The organism is Anatilimnocola aggregata (genome assembly GCF_007747655.1).
In the GTDB taxonomy this organism is placed as follows: Bacteria; Planctomycetota; Planctomycetia; order Pirellulales; family Pirellulaceae; genus Anatilimnocola; species Anatilimnocola aggregata.
Map to the genome: position 1 here is coordinate 7,704,458 of NZ_CP036274.1, position 21,835 is coordinate 7,726,292.

A 21,835-nucleotide genomic window follows, 5' to 3' on the forward strand; every position below is an offset into this window, starting at 1 on the left:
TACACAAATCCGGCCGGCCGATTCCTCGACCTCAGCCCCTGGTCGTTACCGACCCCAACCAAACCACCAGGCCAGCAATTGCTCGGAGCAGAGAACCACGACCACGCCCCACAGCAAATACCACCACACTTCGGTATCCGATCCGATACTGCTGAGCGTGCCAACCTGCTCGGCTGAGACGATCTCGATTTTTGCCTCGCCGAAGTTTTTCTTCAGCGTGGGGATATCGACCCGCTTCAGGTCACCTTCGAGGGGATCGACATTCGCCGCAAACAGCACGCTTTCGGGCGGAGCATCGCGACGAGCTAGTTTCAATTCGTAAAAGCCCTGTAGATCGGTGGCGGGATACTCAAGTTGCCAGACGGTCTGCTCGCCCGCTTTTTCGGCAGCGACGGCCTGCATGTTGGCCTTTCGTTCGCGCGGGCCCAGCAGGGCGGCATCGATTTCGAACCTGGTCAGGTCGAGAGGCTGACGAATGGGCTGCGAAACTCGCAGCAGCCCGCGATCGCCGCGGTCGCCCGATAGATACCGCACCATTTCCTGCATGACGATCAGATAGCTTGGGTCGCTGGTCCAGTTCGTCCAATCGGCATCGGCGGGAATGGCGAGTGTGACGACGCGTCCCTTGCCAAAGGATTTCTCGGCGATGGCTGGCGATTCGTCGGGGTCGTTGAGGCGAGCAGGAATGGAAACTACGTTGCCCAACTGTTCAGGCTTAACCGAGGTGCCCCAGTAGCGGAACAGCTTGACGTTATCGAGAAACGGATTGTTCTGCCCGGCGAAGACCTTTAGCACTTCGTGATTAGTCTGGTCCACTCGCAGTAGTGCCCAACTTGCTTCGGTCTCGTCTCCTTTGATGTTCTCCAGCTTGAGCGCCGACAAACCTTCGCCATTCTTGAAGTAGAAGTCGTTAAAAAACTGCTCGTCGATCTGATCGCCAGGACAAAGCACCAAGCCACCGCCGGCAGCTACCCATTTCTCCAGTTTGGCGATCGTTTCCTGCGGCTTATCGCCCAAACGATAGACGTTGCACAAAAAGATGACCTGATACTTCTCGAGCGACAGCGACTCGAACTCATTTTCGGTCACCACATCGGCTGCCACGCCACTGGGGACGGGCCCCTGCGGAGCCAGCGAGCGACGCAGGTAGAACGACTCGGCTTTGCCAAAGGCCGACGACGGATCGCCATCGACAATCAGCGTGGGAATGCCACGGACGAGTCGGGCGGGAAAATAAGAGACGCTGTCCGCGGGGAGGCGGTCGTCTTCACCTTGACCGGCCGAGGCGACTTCAATCCGCACTTTGCGCGGCGAGAGCTGCCCGGGAGCAGCGTTGGCATCGAGCTCTTCATCGCCAGTGAACGCGAAGGAAAAACTGGTGCTGACGGTTTCGCCCGGCGCAATTCGTTCGATTTCGTTTTGCAAAGGCAAGGCTTCGCCGGCGATGAACTTGACGCGCACATCCTTGGCTTCGCCGGTGCCGAAGTTCGTGACCGACACATCGAAGCGTGACGAAACACCCTCGACAAGCGTCCCTTCGGGCTTTACTTCGGAGACGGCCAGATTGCGGTCTTCGTTATCGCCGACATCGACGATGTACGTGGCCGAAACCAGCTTGCTGATTCGCTGCATCATCTTCGCGGGAGACTCGGAGGCGTCGTCGGTTGACTTCCAATCTTGTTGACGAAGGTCCGAAACGATGTACACGACGCGATTGATGTTAGCCGCTTGCGAAGAGAGGTTCTGCTCCAATTCCTTAAGCGAAGCGGCAAGTCCCGCCGGGCGATCGCTGGGCTCGAGCTTGCCAATCGAATCGTTGATCTCGGCCACGGTATCGCGCGCCAGGTGTGCACCGTTGTAGATGGGCTTGTCGGGCCGCGAAGTAAGAATCAGCGTCAAGCTATTATCGGCTTCTTCGTCGGCCAGCGCATTGGTTAGATCGGTCAGGCGTTTGCGAGTGACTTCCCAGATCGAATCGTTCCCCAGCCGCGCCTGCATGCTGAGCGAATCATCGAGCAGGACGATCCGCTCGAACTGAGCAGCATCGATCAGGCCGCCCGTCATGCTCGTGGGCAGAAAGGGGCGCGCAAGGAGCATGCCGATGAGAAAAATAGCCAGGCAGCGCAGCAACAGGAGAATCAGATTCTCCAAGCGCACACGGCGGCGGTTCTTCTTCTCCGCATCGAGTAGAAATTCCATCGCCGCCCAATCGACGATCTTGAACTTCCGCTTGTTCAGCAGGTGAATGATGATCGGCACGCTGACAGCTGCCGCCCCCGCCAGGAACATCGCGGGATTGGTCAACCAGCCACCGAGGCCAGTCAGCATTTCTGCTTGACCGAGCAGCGTGGTGAATCCGCCGGTGAGAGCGTTCGAAGTTTGCAGGAGGGGAAGCATCAGTGGCGTAGCGCCGAACGGCGAACCTTTTGGCGAAAGGTGAGGTAGGTGCCCAGCACCGCATCGAGCGGTTCGTTGGTGTTCATCAAGACGTAGTCGATGCCTGCGGAAGCGCAGGTCTTGCGGACTTGCTCGAGAAACTTCTCGACATTCTCCAGGTAACTTTGTCGCAGGGCCCGCGGCTCGGTGTGCAACTGCACATCCATTTCCAGCCCGCGGAAGAGCGTGTTGTCTTCGAACGGAAAGGTGAGTTCGTCGTTGTGCATCACCTGAAACACAATGACTTCATGCTTGCGCAGCCGGAACTGACGCAGCGCTTCCGAGAGCGTGGGGATATCGGTGAACAAGTCGGAGAAGAGCACCACGAGGCCGCGGCGACGAATCTGCTGAGCCAATTCGGGAAACACGCGCGAGACGTCGGTCTGATCGTCGGGCTGCAAGTTCTCCAGTTCGTGCATCAACAGTTTGAGATGATTCGGGTGCGAGCTCGACGGAATGTGCTTTTGCACTTTCGTGTTGAACGCCACCAGGCCGACGGCATCTTGCTGCTGCTGCAAGAGATAAGCGAGGCTGGCCGCGGCAGTTGCGGCATAGTCGAACTTCGACCACGGGACGGTATAGCGCATGCTCTTGCTGCAATCGAGCAAGATCGTGCAGCGCATGTTGGTTTCTTCTTCGTACTCCTTAATGTAGTGCCGATCGGTCTTCGACCACACCTTCCAGTCGATGTGGCGAATGTCGTCGCCCGGAGCATATTCGCGGTGCGTGGCGAATTCGACCGCATAGCCGTGATACGGGCTGCGGTGCTGACCAGAGATGAATCCCTCGACCACCAGCCGAGCCCGCACGTCGAGCCGCTTGATACGATCCAAAGTCTTGGGATCGAGAAACTTGGGGAGTTGCGGCGCGGTCATGAACGGTCCTGACTACGTTGAAGCGGGCGAGCGTGAGAGGCCGGAACAAGCGCTCGCGCACAGTTCCGGCCAATTAGACTTGGAAACTTCAACTCCTTAAGAGAACGCACGCTTGAGTTCAGGGGCCACATCGTCTCCCTGACGACGGGCAGGCACTTCTTCCAGCAACTTGTCGATGACCTTGTCGGGCGAGATGCCAGCCGACTCTGCATTGAAGTTGGTAATTACCCGGTGCCGCAGCACGGGGTGAGCCACCGCCTTGATGTCGTCGGTGTTCACAAAGAACCGGCCTTGGAGCATCGCCCGGGCTTTGCCGCCGAGCAGCAGATATTGCATCCCGCGCGGACCAGCACCCCAGCTGACCCAATCCTTGATGAACGCAGGAGCTTCCCCTTCGTGCACGCGGGTCGCCCGCACCAGTCGCAGAGCGTAGTGGATCACGTGCGGTGCGGCGGGGACACGCCGAACCAACTGCTGCAGGCGGATGATTTCTTCGCCCGAGAGGACTTCCTTGACTTGCGCGGTCAGAGTGGCGGTCGTGGTTTCGGCAATTCGATACTCTTCGTCATAACCGGGATAGCGGACGAAGACCTTGAACATGAAGCGGTCCTGCTGCGCTTCGGGCAGCGGATAGGTACCTTCCTGTTCGATCGGGTTCTGAGTGGCGAGCACAAAGAACGGTGAAGGGAGAGTGTGACGCTGACCGCCGATCGTTACCTGGCGTTCTTGCATCGCTTCGAGCAAGGCCGCCTGGGTCTTGGGGGGCGTACGGTTGATTTCGTCCGCGAGAATGATGTTCGAGAAGATCGGCCCGCTGAGGAAGCGGAAGCCGCGCTCGCCGGTCGACTTGTTCTCTTGAATCACTTCCGTGCCGGTAATGTCCGACGGCATCAAGTCGGGAGTGAACTGAATCCGGTTAAAGAGCAGGTGCAGCGAGCGGGCGAGGGTACTTACCATCAAGGTTTTGGCCAGACCGGGCACACCTTCGAGCAGACAGTGCCCCTGGGCAAAAATGGCGATCAGAATTTGCTCGACCACTTCTTCCTGACCGACAATCACTTTCGCCAGCTCGGTCCGAACCGCGTCGTAGGCGGTCTTCAGATTCTCGAGCGCTTTCAGATCGTCGGGGCTGGCCGCGTCGGCTGCCGCTGGATTACCCATGAGCACTGTTCCTTCAGGAAGAAAATCAAGGATGAGGACGTTTGTTCTTTGACGGACTGTTCACAGACGAAGTTCGAACCGACCAATCCACAGACGAAGTGCTGCAGCCAATCGTTTGGTTGCCTCCCGAGAACGCCGACGGCTGCCGGTTTCTCTGGCGCGCAACATCTGCCTATGCACTTTGTGCGCTCAGCTGGCACAAAAGTTCACATAGCGGCTGCAGCTTTGAGGGCGGGAGAATCTGGCGACCGTCTGCCGCTCTAACCCGAGAAGTCACTGCGACCGCAAACTTCATTCTAAATGCCCGCCCGCGCATTGCCAGCTAGAGAGGGGGGAGGGGACGGATTTAGTTCAGAATGCAGATCGTGAGAAGATTGGAGGTAATCAACATAAACAGATGCTGCGACGAATCGCCAGGCAAAATGCTCCAGCCCTAGTCCGGAGCGCGGTCTGCTTGCGAGCGCTGAAGCGCGACCGAAAGGACGTCCCCTTTCTCAAACTGATTCAAGCGTAACGACTTCCGTTACGGCTTTCGTTTTTCACTCGCTCGCGCTGACACGTTTTCCACGTCTCACTGGTCACTCACAATCTTCACTCGCGATACACGCGGCGGCTATTTTTCGCTCTTTCCTGCGACGCATGAAGACGGAGTGAAGTTTTCTCTGGCCCGGGCTCGTGAGCCTGTTTGACACCTCCGCTAGCACGGCTACAATCGCCGACGTCGTAACGGGCAATCAATCACGCGAGCCAGCAATTGAAGCGAGCTCGCTTTCCTTTCAGGACTCGCGCTGCAGTCGCCGGCAGCCACCAATCAGCGTCTTCTCACTGATTGGTGTAAATCCCCCCTCGGATTTTCGGCGCTAGCGGTGCGCGCGTAGGATGCGTTAAGCGTGACCAAGGACGATATGGAGATCGTGTCGGCTGTGCAATCTGCACTGCTTGGCAAGGTCGGTGAAAATCGATTTCGAATGTGGGCGACCGAAGGCGTCACCTGGCGGGCGAACGGCCCCCAGTTGTCGTTACTGGCTCACAATACTTTCCGCCTGGAACGGCTACGCCGATTGCGCGCGGACGTTTTGGCCGCTGCTCAGCAAGTGCTGGGTGCGCAAGCCACCGTTGATATGAAGGTCTGTGAAGCGAATGTAGCGACGGCGGATTCGACCGCAGTTTCTCGGTCCACGCAGCCGATGAATGTTTCGCCCACTATGCCAGCCGCCACTCTCTCATCTCCGCTCTTATCTGCCGCTGCAACTTCCAGCGCAGGGCTGTCTCAACCGGGACCGCAGGTCGCGCCGGTTCTTGCGCCACAGGCCAATGAGTCGGCCAATCCACTGCCGGTCATATTCCGTTTGCCGAGTGTGGCCCCCTCAGGTAACAATGGTTCTTCGTCGAACCCCGCCGCCGCTCCCTCTGATCCGCCCCCTGCCAATCGAATGACCCGTCGAACCTTTGCTGCCCTGGATTCGTTTGTTGTGGGAGAGGGGAATCGCCTCGCGCATGCGGCAATCAACAACCTGCTCTCGCAGCTGGGCCGCTATTCGCCGCTGTTCATTTCCGGTCCGCCCGGGTGCGGCAAGACGCACCTGCTCGAAGGTGCCTGGCGAGCCGCACGGCAAACCGCCCCCAACCGCCGGACGATTTATCTGTCGGCCGAACAATTCACGACACAATTCGTCGAAGCGCTCCGCGGCTCCGGTCTCCCCAGCTTTCGCCGCAAGTATCGAGACGTCGAACTCCTCCTGATCGACGATCTGCAGTTCTTCATGGGCAAGCAGTCGACCCTGGTCGAACTCCAGCACACGGTCGATACACTCCTCCGTTCCGGTCGGCAGATTGTGTTTGCCGCTGACCGCACTCTGGGTGAACTAAAGAATCTGGGGAGTGAACTCGTCCATCGCATTTCGGGCGGTCTGGTGTGCGCCATCGATGCCGCCGATATGCAGACTCGCTTGGGCGTGCTCGAACAAATGGCTTCCAGGCACTCGACCCCGACGCCGCGCACCGTGCTCGAATGGCTTTCGACTCAGCTCGATGGCGATGCCCGCCAATTGGCCGGCGCGCTTAACCGCCTGCATGCCACGAGCGAAGCGCTGCACTGCCGCATCGACTTGCCCTTTGCTCAGCGGGCGCTGGCCGACCTGGTTCGCGTTAATCGCCGTGCCGTTCGCCTGACCGATATCACCAGCACCATTTGCGATATGTTCGGCATCGACGAGCAGTCGTTGCAGTCCGAAAGCAAGTCGCCCGCTGTCAGCCATCCCCGCATGCTCGCGATGTGGCTGGCCCGCAAATACACCCGCGCTGCTCTGTCCGAAATCGGCAAGCACTTCAACCGCAAGAGTCACACCACGGTGATCTCGGCCGAAGACAAAGTCAGCCAATGGCTCATCAGCGGCAAGAGTCTCCTCCTTCCCGAAGGAGACTGCCGCCTGGAAGATGTCGTCAAGCGCGTCGAAAACCAACTGCGCTTGGCTTAGTTTTCAGGTGGCCCGAAGCGTCAGCGAGGTGAGCGCCGACGCCGTCAAAGATCCGAATTTGCCGGCTGGAGCGTAGAATCGATCCAGCCGGACAATCTGCGAACGAGTCACGAGAGCAACTTAGCGCCAGCTGTCGTGGCGCGCTCCTCGCTCACGCTGCGGGTTTTCTGGATAATTTCTACATCTCGTCCTTGAACAGCTTGTACTCGATCGCGTCGACAAGCGCGAGCCAACTGGCCTCGATGATGTTCTCGCTCACACCGATGGTTCCCCACACGTCGTGGCCATCGGTCGACTCGATGATGACGCGAATCTTGGCAGCGGTACCCGCTTCACCATTGACCACGCGCACCTTGTAGTCGATGAGCCGCATTTCTTGCAGCCCCGCGAAAGTACCATTGAGCGCCTTACGGAGCGCCGCATCGAGCGCATTGACCGGACCGTCACCTTCGGCCACCTCGTGCAGGTTTGTCTCACCCACCCGAACTTTCACCGTGGCTTCGGTCACCGGTTCGCCGCTCATTCCTTCGGCACTGACGGCAACGTGATACTTCAATCGTTCGAAATGCGGCTGGAACGTCCCCGCGACTTTTCGCACGAGCAAGTCGAAGCTCGCTTCGGCCGCTTCGAACTGGTAGCCCACCGCTTCCAAGTCGCAAACCCGCTGCAAGATCGCGTCCATCAGCCCGCGGTTGTCGTCCAGCTTATGCTTGGCCGTCAGCGCGGCAATGTTCGACCGCCCCGATAGTTCGCTGACCAGAATCCGTCGCTCGTTGCCGACCAGCGCTGGATCGATGTGCTCGTAAGAACTCGTCGCCCGGGCAATTGCGTGGACGTGCATGCCACCCTTGTGGGCAAATGCGCTCTGCCCCACGAAGGGCTGGTTGTTCCGATGATGCTGATTGGCCACTTCGTAGACAAACCGCGAGAGCTCGGTCAGATGTTCGAGCGAATCCTGGCGGAGGGCAGCGTACTTTTTCTTCAGGCACAAGTTGGCGATAACCGTGATTAAGTCGGCGTTGCCGCAGCGCTCGCCAAAGCCGTTCATCGTTCCTTGCACTTGCGAAGCGCCCGCATCGACGGCTGCCAGCGAGTTAGCCACAGCTAGTTCGCAATCGTTGTGGCAGTGGATGCCCACTTTTGCGCCCAGCGGTGCCAGCACTTCGAGTGCCTGGCGCGCGCGCTCGGCAATCGCGTCCGGCATGGTGCCGCCGTTGGTATCGCAGAGGATGATCACACTCGCGCCAGCTTCGGCGGCGGTGCGAATGGTCGAGAGGGCATATTGCGGATTCGCGGCGAAGCCGTCGAAGAAGTGTTCGGCGTCATAAAAAACTTCGCGACCCTGCGACTTCAGAAACGACAGCGAATCGCGAATCATGTCGAGATTTTCTTGCAAGCTGACTCGCAAGATCTCGGTCACGTGAAAATCGGAGGTCTTGCCGACGACGGTACAAACCGGCGCCTGCGAATTCACAAGCGCCTGCATGCCGGGATCGTCTTTCGCGGCAATGCCCTTGCGCCGCGTCATGCCGAAGGCACAGACCTTGGCATGGTTAAGCTTCAAGTCGCGGACGCGGTGAAAGTACTCTGCGTCCTTCGGGTTCGACAGGGGGTAGCCCCCTTCGATGAAGTCGATGCCGAATTCATCCAGCCGGCGAGTAATCAGCAGCTTGTCCTCCAGAGACAGGCTAACCCCTTCTCCCTGCGTGCCGTCGCGCAAGGTCGTATCGTAGATCTGGATGGTTCGCATAACTGGTGCTCGCAGTCGAATTGACAATCACGTTCTCAGAAAATCAACAAAAAAAGCCCTGACACCTTGGGGGCGTCAGGGCTGACAACTTCACGTTATTTGCCGAGTGCGCCCCTAAGCCCGTCCCCCAATAATTCGACCGGTAATGATCTGCAGCACAATCGCAATCTCCCCGCGGTGGCCAGCGGCCAGCGGCAAAGTTCGCAAATTGTGGAATTGGGTAAACATGGTTCGGCACTCGCCTCACGGATTCAATCACTTAACAGTACGTCCCGGGACGAAAACTGTCAACTCAGGCCTTAAAATCGGTAATGTGTCGGTTTGAGATTCGGAATTCTGGCTACCCCCAAGCTCCCGGCCTCACCGTCCGGTCGATCTGCTCTAAAGGCCAGAAGAAAAGAACGGCATAAGGTCCGCACCCACGATAACCCGACACGAACACCGTCACCTCGTGCCCTTGGTACATGGCGCGAATAGGAACGTGCTCAACTAGTGCGAAATAGCTCCCCACGTACAGCACCGGCAGGAGCAGCAAGACGATGGCAACGATGAGGGGTGCGCGGTTGGTCATGGCTCTGGGTCAATCGGTACAACCATCCGCTCGGGGACAAATCCATGGTTGCTGACGACAGGCTCCAATGAGCCTGTCTGAATATTCCACTTCTCCCAAGCACGGTAGGCGATAGCGCACGTCGGCCCGGCCAGTAGCATAAAGAGAAGCAGCGTTTGGAGTGAGAATCGCATCAACCCATTCTACCCGCGCACGAAAATGCCCCGCTAGAGTTGCGGGGCAAGGTAGTGGGTTAGTTTGAAATCAGAAATTCTTAGCGAGTGAGAACTATTGACCTACTAGCTGAACTATCGATGGATGTCAGGTTGCCAAACTTGGTTAACCGAGCCGCTTGCGGCCGTTGAACTGGTGGTTCGCTTGTTTGTATTTCGCCCGCGCAAGCGCGTGAGTTAACCAGATGACATTGAGCGCTAGTTGGCCTACTTCCATACTCTTTCCCACGGCAGTTCCCAGGCTCCCGGCCTCACCTTCCGGTCGATCTGTTCCAGCGGCCAGTAGACGAACTTCGCCCAATCACCATCAACTCGATAGTGATAGACTTTGCCAAATGCTATTCCATGAATTGAATCGTCTACGACCGGTATTCGGCCCGCCGGCACCACCAGCGCCAGATAACTCCCCACGTACAGCATTGGCAGGAGGAGCAAGACGATGGCGACGATGAGGGGTGCGCGGTTGGTCTTTTCAATTGGTCGCAGAATCTATCTCCTCTGCGGTGAATATCTCCGTTTTGGCCCCTGTTATCCATTCCTCAATACCAGCCGCAGGGCGATAAATAAGGACCATCCACGAGCTTGGGTAATCGCGCACGATTCTTCGACGACCATCCACCGCATCCCAGGTCACAAATTTTCCTAGCAATAGATACCCCGCCCCATACGCACATATCAGCAGTAGGAGCATAACTGTTAAGGCTGCGATGATCGACCCGGCGGATGATCGTGTTTTGTCCATCTCCCAATTCTACCCGCGCACGAAAATGCCCCGCTAGAGTTACGGGGTGGTGAGGAGAAGGCTGGGCGGGCAAACGGCAAAAGGGGGGTGTCCAACAATGTGTGTCATTGTTGGACAGTACCGAGCGCAACTCTCGGGTTTCCGAGCATTTGGTGTCCAACAATCGGGGGCATTGTTGGACAACTTGGTGCAAATCGGCGGTCGGGATCTCGCCGTTTGGTGACGAGCCACGGGGAATCGCGGCAGAGAATTCCTGGTGCCTGGCCACGCGATATAATCGCAGCATCCCCCGTTTCGAGCCTGAGCCGGCGCGCCCCATCATGTGCGGACGAATCAACCAAAAAACGAACCTGCGCTTGGAAGTGCCCGACTTCCTGCAAGGCTTGGAATTCCCTGCTGAATATGTTCCGCGCTATAACCTGGCACCTAGCCAACCGCTGCTGGCGCTGCGCGGCACCGACCAGCGAGAACTAGTCCTGTTGCGCTGGGGGCTGATTCCCGCCTGGGCCAAGGACGAGAAGATTGCGTATAGCACGATCAACGCGCGGGCCGATACGGTCGCCACGAAGCCCGCGTTTCGCGCGGCGTATAAGAGTCGCCGCTGTTTGGTCGTCGCCGATGGCTACTACGAATGGTTGCGGCAAGGGAAGTCGAAGCTGCCGTACCTTTACAATGTCGATGATCGGCCCTTTTGTCTGGCCGGCCTGTGGGAACGTTGGCACGAGCTCGAAACATGTACCGTGATTACGACCGAAGCGAACGACCTGGCTGCTGCCGTACACGACCGGATGCCGGTGATTGTCGATCCGGCGGATTACTCCGCCTGGCTAGCCGGCGAGCCGATTCCGCTCGTACCTTTTCCTTCCGATCGCATGAAAGTCCGCCCGGTGAGCCTGGTGGTCAATAATGCCCGGAACGAAGGCCCTCAGTGCGAAGCACCACCCGCCACAACTTTATTTGAATAGCCACCATGAAAATGTATCTTGCCGGTGAATGGGTCGATCGCGAGCAGAAGATCGAAGTGAGGCATCCGTTCGACGGTCTGCTGGTCGACACGGTACCGCAAGCGACGCGCGACGATGTCGAGCGAGCCCTAGCTGCCGCTGTGGAAGGCGCGCGGGTGATGGCCAAGGTCACCGCCTACGACCGCTTTCTCATGCTCCGCCGCGCTGCCGATGTAGTGCTTTCGCAGAAGAGCGAACTGGGCCGGCTGATTAGCTTGGAAGAAGGGAAGACGCTGGCAGAGGGAGAGTTTGAAGTCACGCGCGCGGCGACGACGTTGGAAGTATCGGCCGAAGAGGCCAAGCGACTGACGGGCGAGATGCTCCCCCTCGATGCCGCGCCGGGTGCTGCGGGCAAGATGGGTTTCACATTGCGAGTTCCCTGTGGCGTGGTCGTGGCGATTGCCCCGTTCAACTTTCCGCTCAATCTGGTCTGCCACAAAGTGGGCCCGGCGCTGGCCGCTGGCAATGCGGTCGTACTGAAGCCGGCGAGCAATACGCCACTCTCCGCACTTAAACTGATTGAGATTCTGCTGGCGGCTGGTGTTCCTCCGTTGGCCGTGCAATGCCTCACCGGTGCCGGGGGCGAGATAGGCACGGCGCTCTGCCAAGACGAGCGCGTGCGAAAGATCACCTTTACCGGCAGCGTGGAAGTGGGAAAGAAGATCTGTGCGGTCGCTGGTCTCAAGCGGGTGACCATGGAACTAGGCAGCAACAGCCCGCTGATTGTGCTCGACGATGCCGATCTCAACAAAGCCACCGATTCCATTCTGGCCAGCGGTTTTGGCAATGCTGGCCAGGTTTGCATTTCGGCCCAGCGCATCATCGCGCTGCCGAAGGTTTACGACGAACTTCTCGACCGCTTGCAGCCCAAGGTCGAAGGGCTGACGGCCGGTGACCCCATGCACGCCTCCACGCGCATGGGGCCAATGATTCGCGAAAGCGATGCGGTGCGAGTCGAACAATGGGTGCACGAAGCAGTTGCCCAAGGCGCTCGACTGCTGACGGGCGGCTCGCGGCGGGGCACATTGCACGAGCCGACCTTGCTGGCCGATGTGCAGCCAAATATGCGCATCAGCCGCGATGAACTGTTCGGTCCCGCGGTGGGTGTGACGCGGGCCGCCAGTGTCGACGACGCGATTCGCCTGGCGAACGACAGTCGGTATGGACTAAGTGCCGGGTTGTTTACGCAAGACCTCGATGCGGCGATGAAGTTTGCTCGCCATGTCGAGTGCGGCAATGTGCACGTGAATTGGGGCCCTGCCTGGCGGGCCGACTTGATGCCCTATGGTGGCCTGAAAGAGAGCGGGCTGGGCAAAGAGGGACCGAAGTACGCCATTCAAGAAATGACCGAGACGAAGACGGTCGTCCTCCATTTGCCCCCGGATTAAGCAGCACGTGAAAAGTTTTGCATGTTCGTCTGGATGTGGCATCATGCTTGCATCCATGCCGGGAGATCGATCATTTCTTTGAGCTACCTCATGCGCTTGCTGCGACATATCGTGTCGGTCCTGACTGAAGCCGCCACCGAATGGCAAAAGGATGGCGGCTCGCGCATGGGCGCTGCTCTGGCTTTCTACAGTGTCCTATCGCTGGCTCCGCTGTTGATGATTGCCTTAGCCCTGGCTGGACTTTTCTTCGATCAGGCGCTAGCCCGCGATCACTTGATGACTCAAATGGGCGATCTCGTCGGCCCCGAAGGCGCCCAAGCCATCAAGGTAATGCTCGATAGCGGCACGAAATCAGGAGGGCGACTGGCGACCATCCTGGGCATTGCCACGCTCTTATTCGGTGCGTCGGGTGTGTTTGGCGAGTTGCAGGCAGCTATGGACGCGGTGTGGGATGTCAAACCGAAGCGGATGGCGTGGCTCAGCATGCTTCGCGCGCGGTTTCTCTCCTTCACCATGGTGATTGGAACAGGCTTCTTGCTGTTGGTTTCGCTCGTCATCAGTACTGTTATTGCCAGCTTGCATAAGTCGATCGAAGGGCGATTGCCGCAACTCGAACCGATTTGGCATTCACTTTCGACACTGGTTACCTTCTTCATTGTGATGTTGTTGTTCGCGCTGATTTTTAAAGTCCTGCCCGATGCCAAGGTTGCCTGGCGCGACGTCTGGGGCGGTGCATTCCTGACTGCCGCACTCTTTTCAGTCGGCAAATTGGCCATCAGTTTGTATCTGGGCCGTAGCGGGCTGGCTTCGGGCTATGGTGCCGCGGGCTCGCTCGTCGTGCTGATCGTTTGGGTCTACTACTCCTCGCAGATTCTCTTCTTCGGTGCCGAGATCACCCACGTGATCGCCCGCCGACGCAATAAAAAGATCGAACCGACGGAAAACGCCGTGCTTGTGGCCGAGAAAGATTGAACATGAATAAGACTTCGCTACCTGTCAGCATTTTCAACGATGTGATCGGCCCGGTGATGCGCGGGCCTTCCAGTTCGCATTGTGCCGCGGCCCTGCGGATTGGCCGCTTGGCGCGCGATCTAATGGGGCAACAGTATGAGGAGGTCCTTGTCGAGTTCGATCGGACTGGTTCTTTGCCAACCACGCACGAAAGCCAAGGCTCGGACATGGGACTTTTTGGCGGACTGATGGGCTGGGAAGCGGACGATGAGCGACTTCCTGATTCGGGCCAGCATCTAAGTGCCGCCGGTGTGCAGGTGCGAATCGAAACGGTCGATGTGGGCGACGAACATCCGAATACCTACCGCCTGACTTTGCGAAACGGCGAGAAAACTCACTTCCTCCGCGCTATCTCGACCGGCGGCGGCATGATTGAAGTGCTGGATATCGACGAGTTCGCGGTATCCATGTTCGGCGATTATCACGTCACGCTGTTGTGGTTGAAGCAAGACGGAGCGCGGTGCCGGGAGCAAATTGTTGCCGCAAAATGTGCAGCTGTTGATGTAGTTCACCTGCATGAGAGTTCTGGCGGGCAACTGTTGGAAGTGCGTGGGACACGTTTCTTGCCTGCTGCATTGCTCGGCGAATTACAGCAGGCTTTTGCCATTCAAGAAGTGCAGCAGCTTGCGCCGGTCTTGCCAATTCCTTCTTTCGCCGGGATGCGCGTGCCGTTTAACTCCTGTGCCGAGTTGCTCCGTGTCGATGCCGGCCGGGGACTGTCGCTCACGCAGCATGCAATCGATTTTGAAATGCAACGGAGCGGGCTTAGCGAGGAGGCTGTCGTCGAGAAGATGATTGGCATCGTTCGCATTTTGCGCAAATCTATTCAGCAAGGCATTGCCGGAACCACCTACGATGATCGAGTCCTGCCGCCACAGTCGCCCGAATTCCAGAAGCAGTTGCAGGCAGGCAATTTGCTTGATGGCGGCGCGCTCAACAAGATCGTGCTCTATGTTTCGGCACTCATGGAAGTAAAAAGTTCCATGGGCGTGATTGTGGCCGCTCCCACTGCCGGCGCGTGCGCTGCGCTCCCAGCAGCGATCATCGCCATTGCCGAATCACAGGGAAAAACTGAACGCGAAATGGCCGAAGCGCTCCTCGCCAGCGGGCTGATTGGCGTGTTCATTGCCGCGCACTGGACGTTCGCTGCCGAAGTGGGTGGTTGTCAGGCCGAAGGGGGCTCCGCAGCCGCGATGGCGGCAGCGGCTCTTGTCACCTTAGGTGGCGGAACACTGCCACAAGCAGTTGCAGCCGCTTCGATGGCCATGCAGAGCATGATCGGGCTGATCTGTGATCCTGTTGCGAACCGCGTCGAGGTTCCTTGCCTCGGTAAAAACGTTATGGCCGCTACCAACGCCCTGGCCTGCGCGAATATGGCGATTGCAAACTTCGATCCGGTAATTCCGTTCGACGAAGTGGTAGCCACTGCCAAGCGCGTTGCTCTGCAGATGCCGCGCGAGCTGCGGTGCACCAATCTTGGCGGCTTGTCGATTACGCCGACATCGATCGCGCTCGAAGCTCAACTGGCAACCCGCAAATCTGCAGGGTGCGGCTCCGGGTGTGGTTGCGGGATCGCTCCGATGGCTTCGCTCGTATCACTGAATAAGTAATGCCCTCGGCAATCAATTGAGTAGAAGTTCTGGGCAGCGACTTTGCCGCTTGTAGGGGTCGCACCACTTGCGCGTTGGCAAGCTGAGTCGATTCTCGCGGGTCGTACGGTTCACGCGGTTGGTGTGACAAGGTTGCGGCCTTCTGACTGCTATCAAAACCTCCGAATGCTTAAAGCGCAGCAGGGTTCACGTCGAATGAATCCCCTAGTAGGGCCTTTTGTAGACGCGTTGGAACGGGCAGCAAGGACGCAATCACTCGAAGGACTCGGGGCTCAACCGTAACAACCGTCAGGGTTCAACGCCGCACGCGGAAAAGTTTCACTTTTTGGTGTGCTGCGATTTGCGACCTAGGGTTCTTTGACTCACGGTTCGTTAATTCGATGGTGATGACGGTTGACTTGAACAGCCAACGTGCCAACCGCGCAGCCAATGCCGATTTCCGGAACCTTGTTCTTCCGGCTAAGGCTTCACAAGGTTCACACAGTACATAAGGGTGCAATGGCATGAGCCGTATTAACACGAATGTCAGTTCTTTGATCGCTCAAAAGACCCTGTCGCGGTCGAATGGGCAGTTGCAGGAAGCTCTGAGCCGGTTGAGCACGGGTGTGCGAATCAACTCGGGCAAAGATGACCCGGCCGGTTTGATCGCGAGCGAAAACCTCCGCCGCGACATCACCTCTTCGCAACGCGCTATCAGCAACACCGAGCGGGCCACGCAGCTCATCTCGACCGCTGACTCGGCTCTTGGCCAGATCAGCAACCTGCTGAACGACATTCGCGGTCTGGTAACTGAAGCAGCCAACACCGGTGTGCTCAGCGACGAACAGATCGCTGCTAACCAGCTGCAAGTCGACAGCTCGCTCGAAGCCATCGACCGCATTGCTCAAGTCACGACCTTCCAAGGTCGCAAGCTGCTCGACGGCAGTCTCGACTTCATCAAGACGACGACTTCGGGTGCCAACTCGGTGGTCGACCTCAACATTCAAAAGGCCAACCTGGGTGCCACGGGTTCTTTGAACGTCTCGATCGACGTCACGGCCGCCGCGACACAAGCCTCGGTTACGGCCAATGCCACTGCGATCAACTACGGCGCCGGAGCTGCTGCCAGCGGTTCGATTACGTTGCCGACCGTCACGACCCCGCAATCACAAGCTTCGGGCAATTTGAATCTGACCGGCGCTGCTGGACAGATCAGCATTCAGGCCGTGAACGGCGGTGCTGCTCAAGGTGCCCTTGGCAATGCAACCGACGTGACCATTCAAGCCGCGGCTGATGTGGCTCAAGCGACGGGCAATGTCTCGCTCGCCAGTTCGGGTGCGGTGATTAGCGTTACCGCGACTGCTGGTGGTGCTGCAGACGGTACGGTTGGCAATGCGACCGACGTGACCATCCAAGCGGCTGCTGGCATCGCCCACGCATCGGGCACGCTGGCCCTCACGAATGGTTCGATCAACATCTCGGCCGCTTCTGGTGGTCCTGCTCAAGGCGCCACGGGCAACGGTGTGAACATCGTCATCACGAATGTCGGCGGCACGACCACTGCTGCTTACGATTCGGGCACCAACACGTTGACCATCGATGTCGCGACTGGCGACGACGTCGACGCCATTAGTGCAGCGATTGACGGCACTGCAGCTTTCGTTTCTTCGGTGGCCTCAGGTAGCGGCGGCCTCTTTGACGCCGGCGATGTTGACCCCGGTATCACGGGCCTGCTCACCGGTGGTAACAACGGTACGACGAGCGCTTCGTACGACGCCGGCACGAATGTCATCACCGTGAATGCGGCTCTTGGAGCCACGGTTACAAGTTTGGCGAATGCCATCGATGGCCTGGCCGACTTTAGTGCGATCTCGACGTTCGGCGGCGGCAACACCTATCAACAAGCGGACAACGGCACTGACCCGAACGCGCTGTCCGGTGGCAACAACGGCACGACTTCGGTCAGCTACAACGCAACCAGCAACCTCATCACTGTGAATGCTGCAGTGGGTGCGACGGTTGGTGCAATCGCCTCGGCCATTGATGGCTTGGCCGACTTCAATGCTTCGGCCGTGCTGGGCAGCGGCAACTCGCTGACCGGTGCCGACTACACGACGACCAACAACCTGTTGTCGGGTGGTGCTAATACTGTCAATGCGAACGACGTGATCACCATCACATCGAACACTGATGGCGCTGCCTTCAACGGCACGCTGACCTTCGCCTCCAATGGCTCGGTGGCTGCCAACGGCGTGAGCGTGACCCAGACTGGCCCGAACATCACTGTCAACCTCAACAACACCTCGACTTACGATGTCGATGACCTGGTCACTGCGATTCAAGGTCAGCTGAGCGGTTACACGGTCACCCGCACGGGCTCGGCTGGCGACGGCAGCTTTGTTGCAGGTTCCGAAACCTCGTCGACCACGGCCCTGACCGGTGGTACGAACGACACTGGTACCGGCCTGGCTGCCGACCTGGTCTTCAAACTGTCCGGTGCGACCGGTTCGCAAGTGTTCAGCTTCACGGCTGGCAACACGCTGACGAACATCATCGACAGCATCAACCTGGTCTCGGATGCGACTGGAGTCTCGGCTTCGAACAACGCCGGCACGCTGCAACTCAACTCGACGGCCTATGGCAGCGACGCCTTTGTCGATATCGACGTCCGCAGCGAAGGCTCCGGTGGCTTGTTTGCCGCCGGGCTGAGTGCGACCCGCGTTTCGGGTTCGGATGCGGTGGCCACGATCAACGGTACTCAAGCCAATGCTTCGGGTAATCGCTTGTCGATCAACACCTCGTCGCTCGAACTGAACCTGACCCTTTCGAACGGCAGCAGCACCGATGTGAACTTCACCATCAGTGGTGGTGGTGCGGTGTTCCAACTCGGTCCAGACGTCGTCAGCACGCAGCAAGCCCGCATCGGCATCAGCAGCGTGAACACCGCCGACCTGGGTGGTACGAATGGTCGCTTGTTCGAACTTCGCTCGGGCAGTGCCAAGGATCTGCAATCGGATACGACCGGTGCCGCTCGCGTCGTCGACGAAGCGATCAACAAAGTCACTTCGCTCCGCGGTCGCTTGGGTGCGTTCCAACGTACGACTCTCGAAACGAATATCGCTTCGCTGTCGGACACGCTCACCAACCTGACCCAAGCCGAAAGCTCGATTCGCGACGCTGACTTCGCCGCTGAATCGGCCAAGCTGACACGGGCTCAAATTCTGGTGCAATCGGGTACTTCGGTGCTGCAGATCGCCAACCAGAATCCTCAGCAAGTGTTGTCGCTCCTCCGTGGTTAAGCCTCGGTAGGTCGATCGACTGAGTCAAAATCATAACCGCCGGCTTGAGACGATTTCTCTAGCCGGCGGTTTTTTCATGCGCTCATTCCGACCTGTTTTTCTTTCCCTCCCAGCGCGGAACTGCCGATCTTAAACGATGAGGCAAAGTCTCCGGCCGTGCGCACGCTAGCAACAGGCTAGCCGCGACGGCAGACTTCGCTCCCCGCAACTCACGAGCTTCGCATGGGTCGGATTACTTCCAGCGTCGGTCTAGCGACCGGCATCAACATCGAAGACACGGTCAATAAACTGATCGAGTTGTCGGCGAAGCCGCGCGAACTGGCGTCCGCTCGCAAGGTCGCGATCGGTACTCAACAAGCGGCCATTACAGACCTGACGGCGGTGACGCTTGGTGTGCAGTTAGCCGTGCGCCGTTTGAAGAACGCCAGCATCTTCACCAAAAGCACAATCACCAGTAGTTCGACGGCGCTGACCGCGGTTACGACCGGTGCCGTGGCCGCCGGCAATTACCAATTCACCGCAGTTCGTAAGGCTCAAAACGCGCAGTTGCTCAGCGCGGGCGTGGTTGCCAAAGATCAGCCTCTGGGTGCTGGTTCGTTCACCTTCCGTTTCGGTGGGGCAATTACGGAGCCCGTCTCACTCGATGCGCTGAATGGCGGCCAAGGTGTGACGCGCGGCAAAATCCGCATTACCGATCGCAACGGCGACTCGTCCGTCATTGACCTGCGATTCGCTCAAACCATCGACGATGTCCTGACTGCAATCAACTCGGCTGATGGCATCGAAGTGAATGCCAGTGTCAGCGGCGATCGCCTAATCCTCACCGACCAGTCGGGCGGCACCAGCAATCTGCGCGTGCAGGAAGTCTCGGGTGGGAGCACGGCTGCTGACCTGGGCCTTGCCAACATCAACGTGGCCGCAAACTCGGCGACCGGCAACGATGTCTTGAGACTCTCGAATAGCACCGCTCTTGCGCAGTTGAACGACGGCACGGGACTCAGCACCCGCACCGGTGTCAGCGATTTGAACGTCACGCTGCGCGATGGCACCTCACTCGAGATCGACTTCAACCTGGTCGGCAAAGCGGCCACGGCTTCTAGCGCAACCACTTCCGCCGCCAACGGGGTGAATGCCCAGTTGAAGTTAACTGCCAAGACAGTAGGCGGCGATTACGACGGCGTGCAGATTCAGTTTGTTGATTCTGGCAATGTCACAGCCGGCAATGAAGTGGCCAGTTACGACGCGCAGAGCAAGATTCTGACCGTCGATATCGCTGCCGGCAGTACCACCGCCGACAACGTCATCAGCGCTATCAATAGCACGACCGCTACCTCCACCCTGTTCACCGCAACCACGGGGACTGGCGGCAATGGCGATGATCTTGTCTCGCTGGCAGATACAGCGACCACCACCGGCGGCGCGGCAGTTGCCGCTCGTAGTGAAAAGACGCTGGGCGAACTGATCGCCACGATTAACGGAGTGAATCCAGCCAAACTGAAGGCCGAGATCAGCCCGGATGGCGATCGCATCGTTCTCACCGACTTGAGCACCGATACCGGTGGCACCTTCGCTGTGAGCAATACGGCTGGCGGTACTCTCGCTGAAGACCTGGGGCTCACCGGAACGGCCAGTGGTGCCACGCTCACCAGCGATCGTCTGCAAGGCGGATTGAATTCGCCCCTGCTGCGCTCGCTCAACGGTGGTCGCGGTTTCGGCGCATTAGGTGAGATCGATCTGACCGATCGGAGCGGAGCCACCGCGACGATCAGCTTGTCGGGCGCAGAAACGCTCGATGATGTGATCGCCGCCATTGCCGGCTCGGGGCTAGGCTTGAAGGCCGAAATCAATGCGGCCAAAAATGGCTTGCAGATTGTCGATACCACCGGTGGCACTGCCAGCAACCTCATTGTTGCCGATGGAGATGGCACCAATAGTGCCACCAAGCTCGGCATTGTCGGCAATGTGGCCGATAGCAGTGTGCGCGGGACTTCGCTCAATCGCCAGACCGTCAGCGAACATACCTTGCTCAGCGATTTCAACGCTGGCAAGGGTGTAGCGAAGGGCTCGTTCCTGATCACCGACTCGGCCGGAGCGGTCGGCGCTGTGAATTTGACGCAGCTCAATGCCACCACACTGGGCGACGTGATCGACGCCATCAACGCGCAGTCGATCGGTGTCGAAGCGCGCATCAACGATACGGGCGACGGTATCGCGCTCATTGATACGGCCGGTGGCAGTTCACGACTCAAGGTCGAAACGGTCAACAACAGCAAGGTCGTCGCCGATTTGCACCTGGGAACTGAGGCAGTCGATACCACTGAGGATGGCAATCCAGCGCAGGTCATCAGCGGCACTACGGCCTTCACGGTCACGCTCGATGCCGACGACACACTGACCGACTTAGTCACGAAAATCAACGCTCTCGGCGCCAATGTTACCGCCAGCGTCATCAGCGACTCGGCCGGCACGTTGCGGCATCACTTATCGCTGGTGAGTGGCATTAGCGGCAAGGCAGGCGACTTGAACGTCGACGGCAGCTCGCTCGGGCTGAAGTTTCAATCGCTATCGACTGCCCAGGATGCCCTGCTGCTGGTCGGTTCCGATGCCTCGTCGGGACGCCTGATAACGTCGACGTCGAACACGTTCGAAAATGTCGTCGATGGGCTGAACATCACGGTTTCGGCGACTTCGACCGAGTCGATTTCTGTCGGCGTCACGCCCACATCGTCCGACATCGAAGGGGCAATCCAAACTTTCGTCGATCAGTACAACAAGCTGCGCGACAAGATCGCAGCGTACACCTTCTACAACCAGGATGACGACACGAAGGGGACGCTGTTCGGCTCGTCCGACGTGCTGCGACTCGACTCGGACTTGAGCCGTGCGCTCACCAGCCGCTTCTTCGGTTCCACTGTCAGGTCGTTCAACGAACTGGGGATCAGTGCCGATGAAGAAGGAAAGTTGACGTTCGACAAGACACGACTCCAAGCACGCTACGCCAGCGATCCCCAAGGCCTGGAAAAGTTTTTCTCCGACGAAGAGCAGGGCTTTGCGACCAAGGTCGATGCCGTGCTCGAAAAGCTCGTCGGCCGCACCAACTCGACGTTTGTGAATCGGGCCGCCACACTTCAGCGGCAGTTGGAAGATACGACTAAGCGCATCGATTCGCTCACACTCTCGCTCAACAAGGAACGAGAACGACTAACCTTGCAGTTCTACAACATGGAACTGGCCATCAGCAAAATCAAGAACAGCCTCACCGCGATCGAGTCCATCAAGTACATCAACCCTGATGGAACCACATCGTAAGTAGTCCCCTA

The 21,835-nt window shown here is 58.5% G+C and carries 12 protein-coding genes; 7 read left to right on the forward strand and 5 right to left on the reverse strand.

Translation table 11 applies throughout. The features are described from left to right. Positions 1-45: 45 nt before the first annotated feature. The 3 genes from ETAA8_RS29315 to ETAA8_RS29325 all read right to left on the reverse strand — a co-directional run bounded on the left by ETAA8_RS29315 (position 46) and on the right by ETAA8_RS29325 (position 4,472). Positions 46-2,397: a BatA domain-containing protein gene (locus tag ETAA8_RS29315; RefSeq protein ID WP_145097350.1), complete on the reverse strand. Its 2,352-nt coding sequence runs from the start codon at positions 2,395-2,397 to the stop codon at positions 46-48. After that, entirely contained in the window at positions 2,397-3,311 is a 915-nt protein-coding gene (locus ETAA8_RS29320; protein WP_145097353.1) for a DUF58 domain-containing protein, read from the reverse strand. The genes ETAA8_RS29315 and ETAA8_RS29320 overlap by 1 nt, the downstream gene beginning before the upstream one ends. A gap of 96 nt (positions 3,312-3,407) precedes the next feature. Continuing rightward, on the reverse strand, positions 3,408-4,472 hold the full coding sequence (locus ETAA8_RS29325; RefSeq protein ID WP_145097356.1) for an AAA family ATPase: 1,065 nt from the start codon (positions 4,470-4,472) through the stop codon (positions 3,408-3,410). 890 nt (positions 4,473-5,362) lie between these two features. On the opposite strand from ETAA8_RS29325, the gene ETAA8_RS29330 reads away from it, so the two are divergent. Further along, entirely contained in the window at positions 5,363-6,949 is a 1,587-nt protein-coding gene (locus tag ETAA8_RS29330; RefSeq protein WP_145097359.1) for a chromosomal replication initiator protein DnaA, read from the forward strand. A 178-nt stretch (positions 6,950-7,127) separates the two neighbouring features. Here ETAA8_RS29330 and cimA read toward each other — a convergent pair whose 3' ends face one another. Continuing rightward, positions 7,128-8,699 carry a citramalate synthase gene (gene cimA / locus ETAA8_RS29335; RefSeq protein WP_145097362.1) on the reverse strand — a complete coding sequence of 524 codons (1,572 nt, stop codon included), beginning with the start codon at positions 8,697-8,699 and terminating at the stop codon, positions 7,128-7,130. A gap of 340 nt (positions 8,700-9,039) precedes the next feature. After that, entirely contained in the window at positions 9,040-9,270 is a 231-nt protein-coding gene (locus ETAA8_RS29340) for a hypothetical protein (RefSeq protein ID WP_145097365.1), read from the reverse strand. Between the two features lie 1,274 nt (positions 9,271-10,544). Here ETAA8_RS29340 and ETAA8_RS29345 point away from each other — a divergent pair. The 6 genes from ETAA8_RS29345 to fliD all read left to right on the forward strand — a co-directional run bounded on the left by ETAA8_RS29345 (position 10,545) and on the right by fliD (position 21,824). Continuing rightward, the gene (locus ETAA8_RS29345) at positions 10,545-11,189 is read left to right on the forward strand and encodes an SOS response-associated peptidase (protein WP_145097367.1); all 645 of its coding nucleotides are present in this window, start codon (positions 10,545-10,547) and stop codon (positions 11,187-11,189) included. A 5-nt stretch (positions 11,190-11,194) separates the two neighbouring features. After that, positions 11,195-12,616, forward strand: coding sequence for an aldehyde dehydrogenase family protein (locus tag ETAA8_RS29350; protein ID WP_145097370.1), 1,422 nt, complete (start codon positions 11,195-11,197; stop codon positions 12,614-12,616). A 90-nt stretch (positions 12,617-12,706) separates the two neighbouring features. Continuing rightward, a complete protein-coding gene (locus ETAA8_RS29355; protein WP_202921340.1) occupies positions 12,707-13,588 on the forward strand; it encodes a YihY/virulence factor BrkB family protein in 882 nt (293 codons plus the stop codon). A gap of 2 nt (positions 13,589-13,590) precedes the next feature. Further along, positions 13,591-15,237 (forward strand): L-serine ammonia-lyase, iron-sulfur-dependent, subunit alpha, encoded by a 1,647-nt coding sequence (locus tag ETAA8_RS29360; protein ID WP_238397606.1) that lies wholly within the window; start codon positions 13,591-13,593, stop codon positions 15,235-15,237. Positions 15,238-15,740: 503 nt separating this feature from the next. Then, positions 15,741-18,515 carry a flagellin N-terminal helical domain-containing protein gene (locus ETAA8_RS29365; RefSeq protein WP_145097376.1) on the forward strand — a complete coding sequence of 925 codons (2,775 nt, stop codon included), beginning with the start codon at positions 15,741-15,743 and terminating at the stop codon, positions 18,513-18,515. Positions 18,516-18,737: 222 nt separating this feature from the next. Then, the gene (fliD, locus tag ETAA8_RS29370; RefSeq protein WP_145097379.1) at positions 18,738-21,824 is read left to right on the forward strand and encodes a flagellar filament capping protein FliD; all 3,087 of its coding nucleotides are present in this window, start codon (positions 18,738-18,740) and stop codon (positions 21,822-21,824) included. The last annotated feature ends 11 nt before the right edge of the window (positions 21,825-21,835 follow it).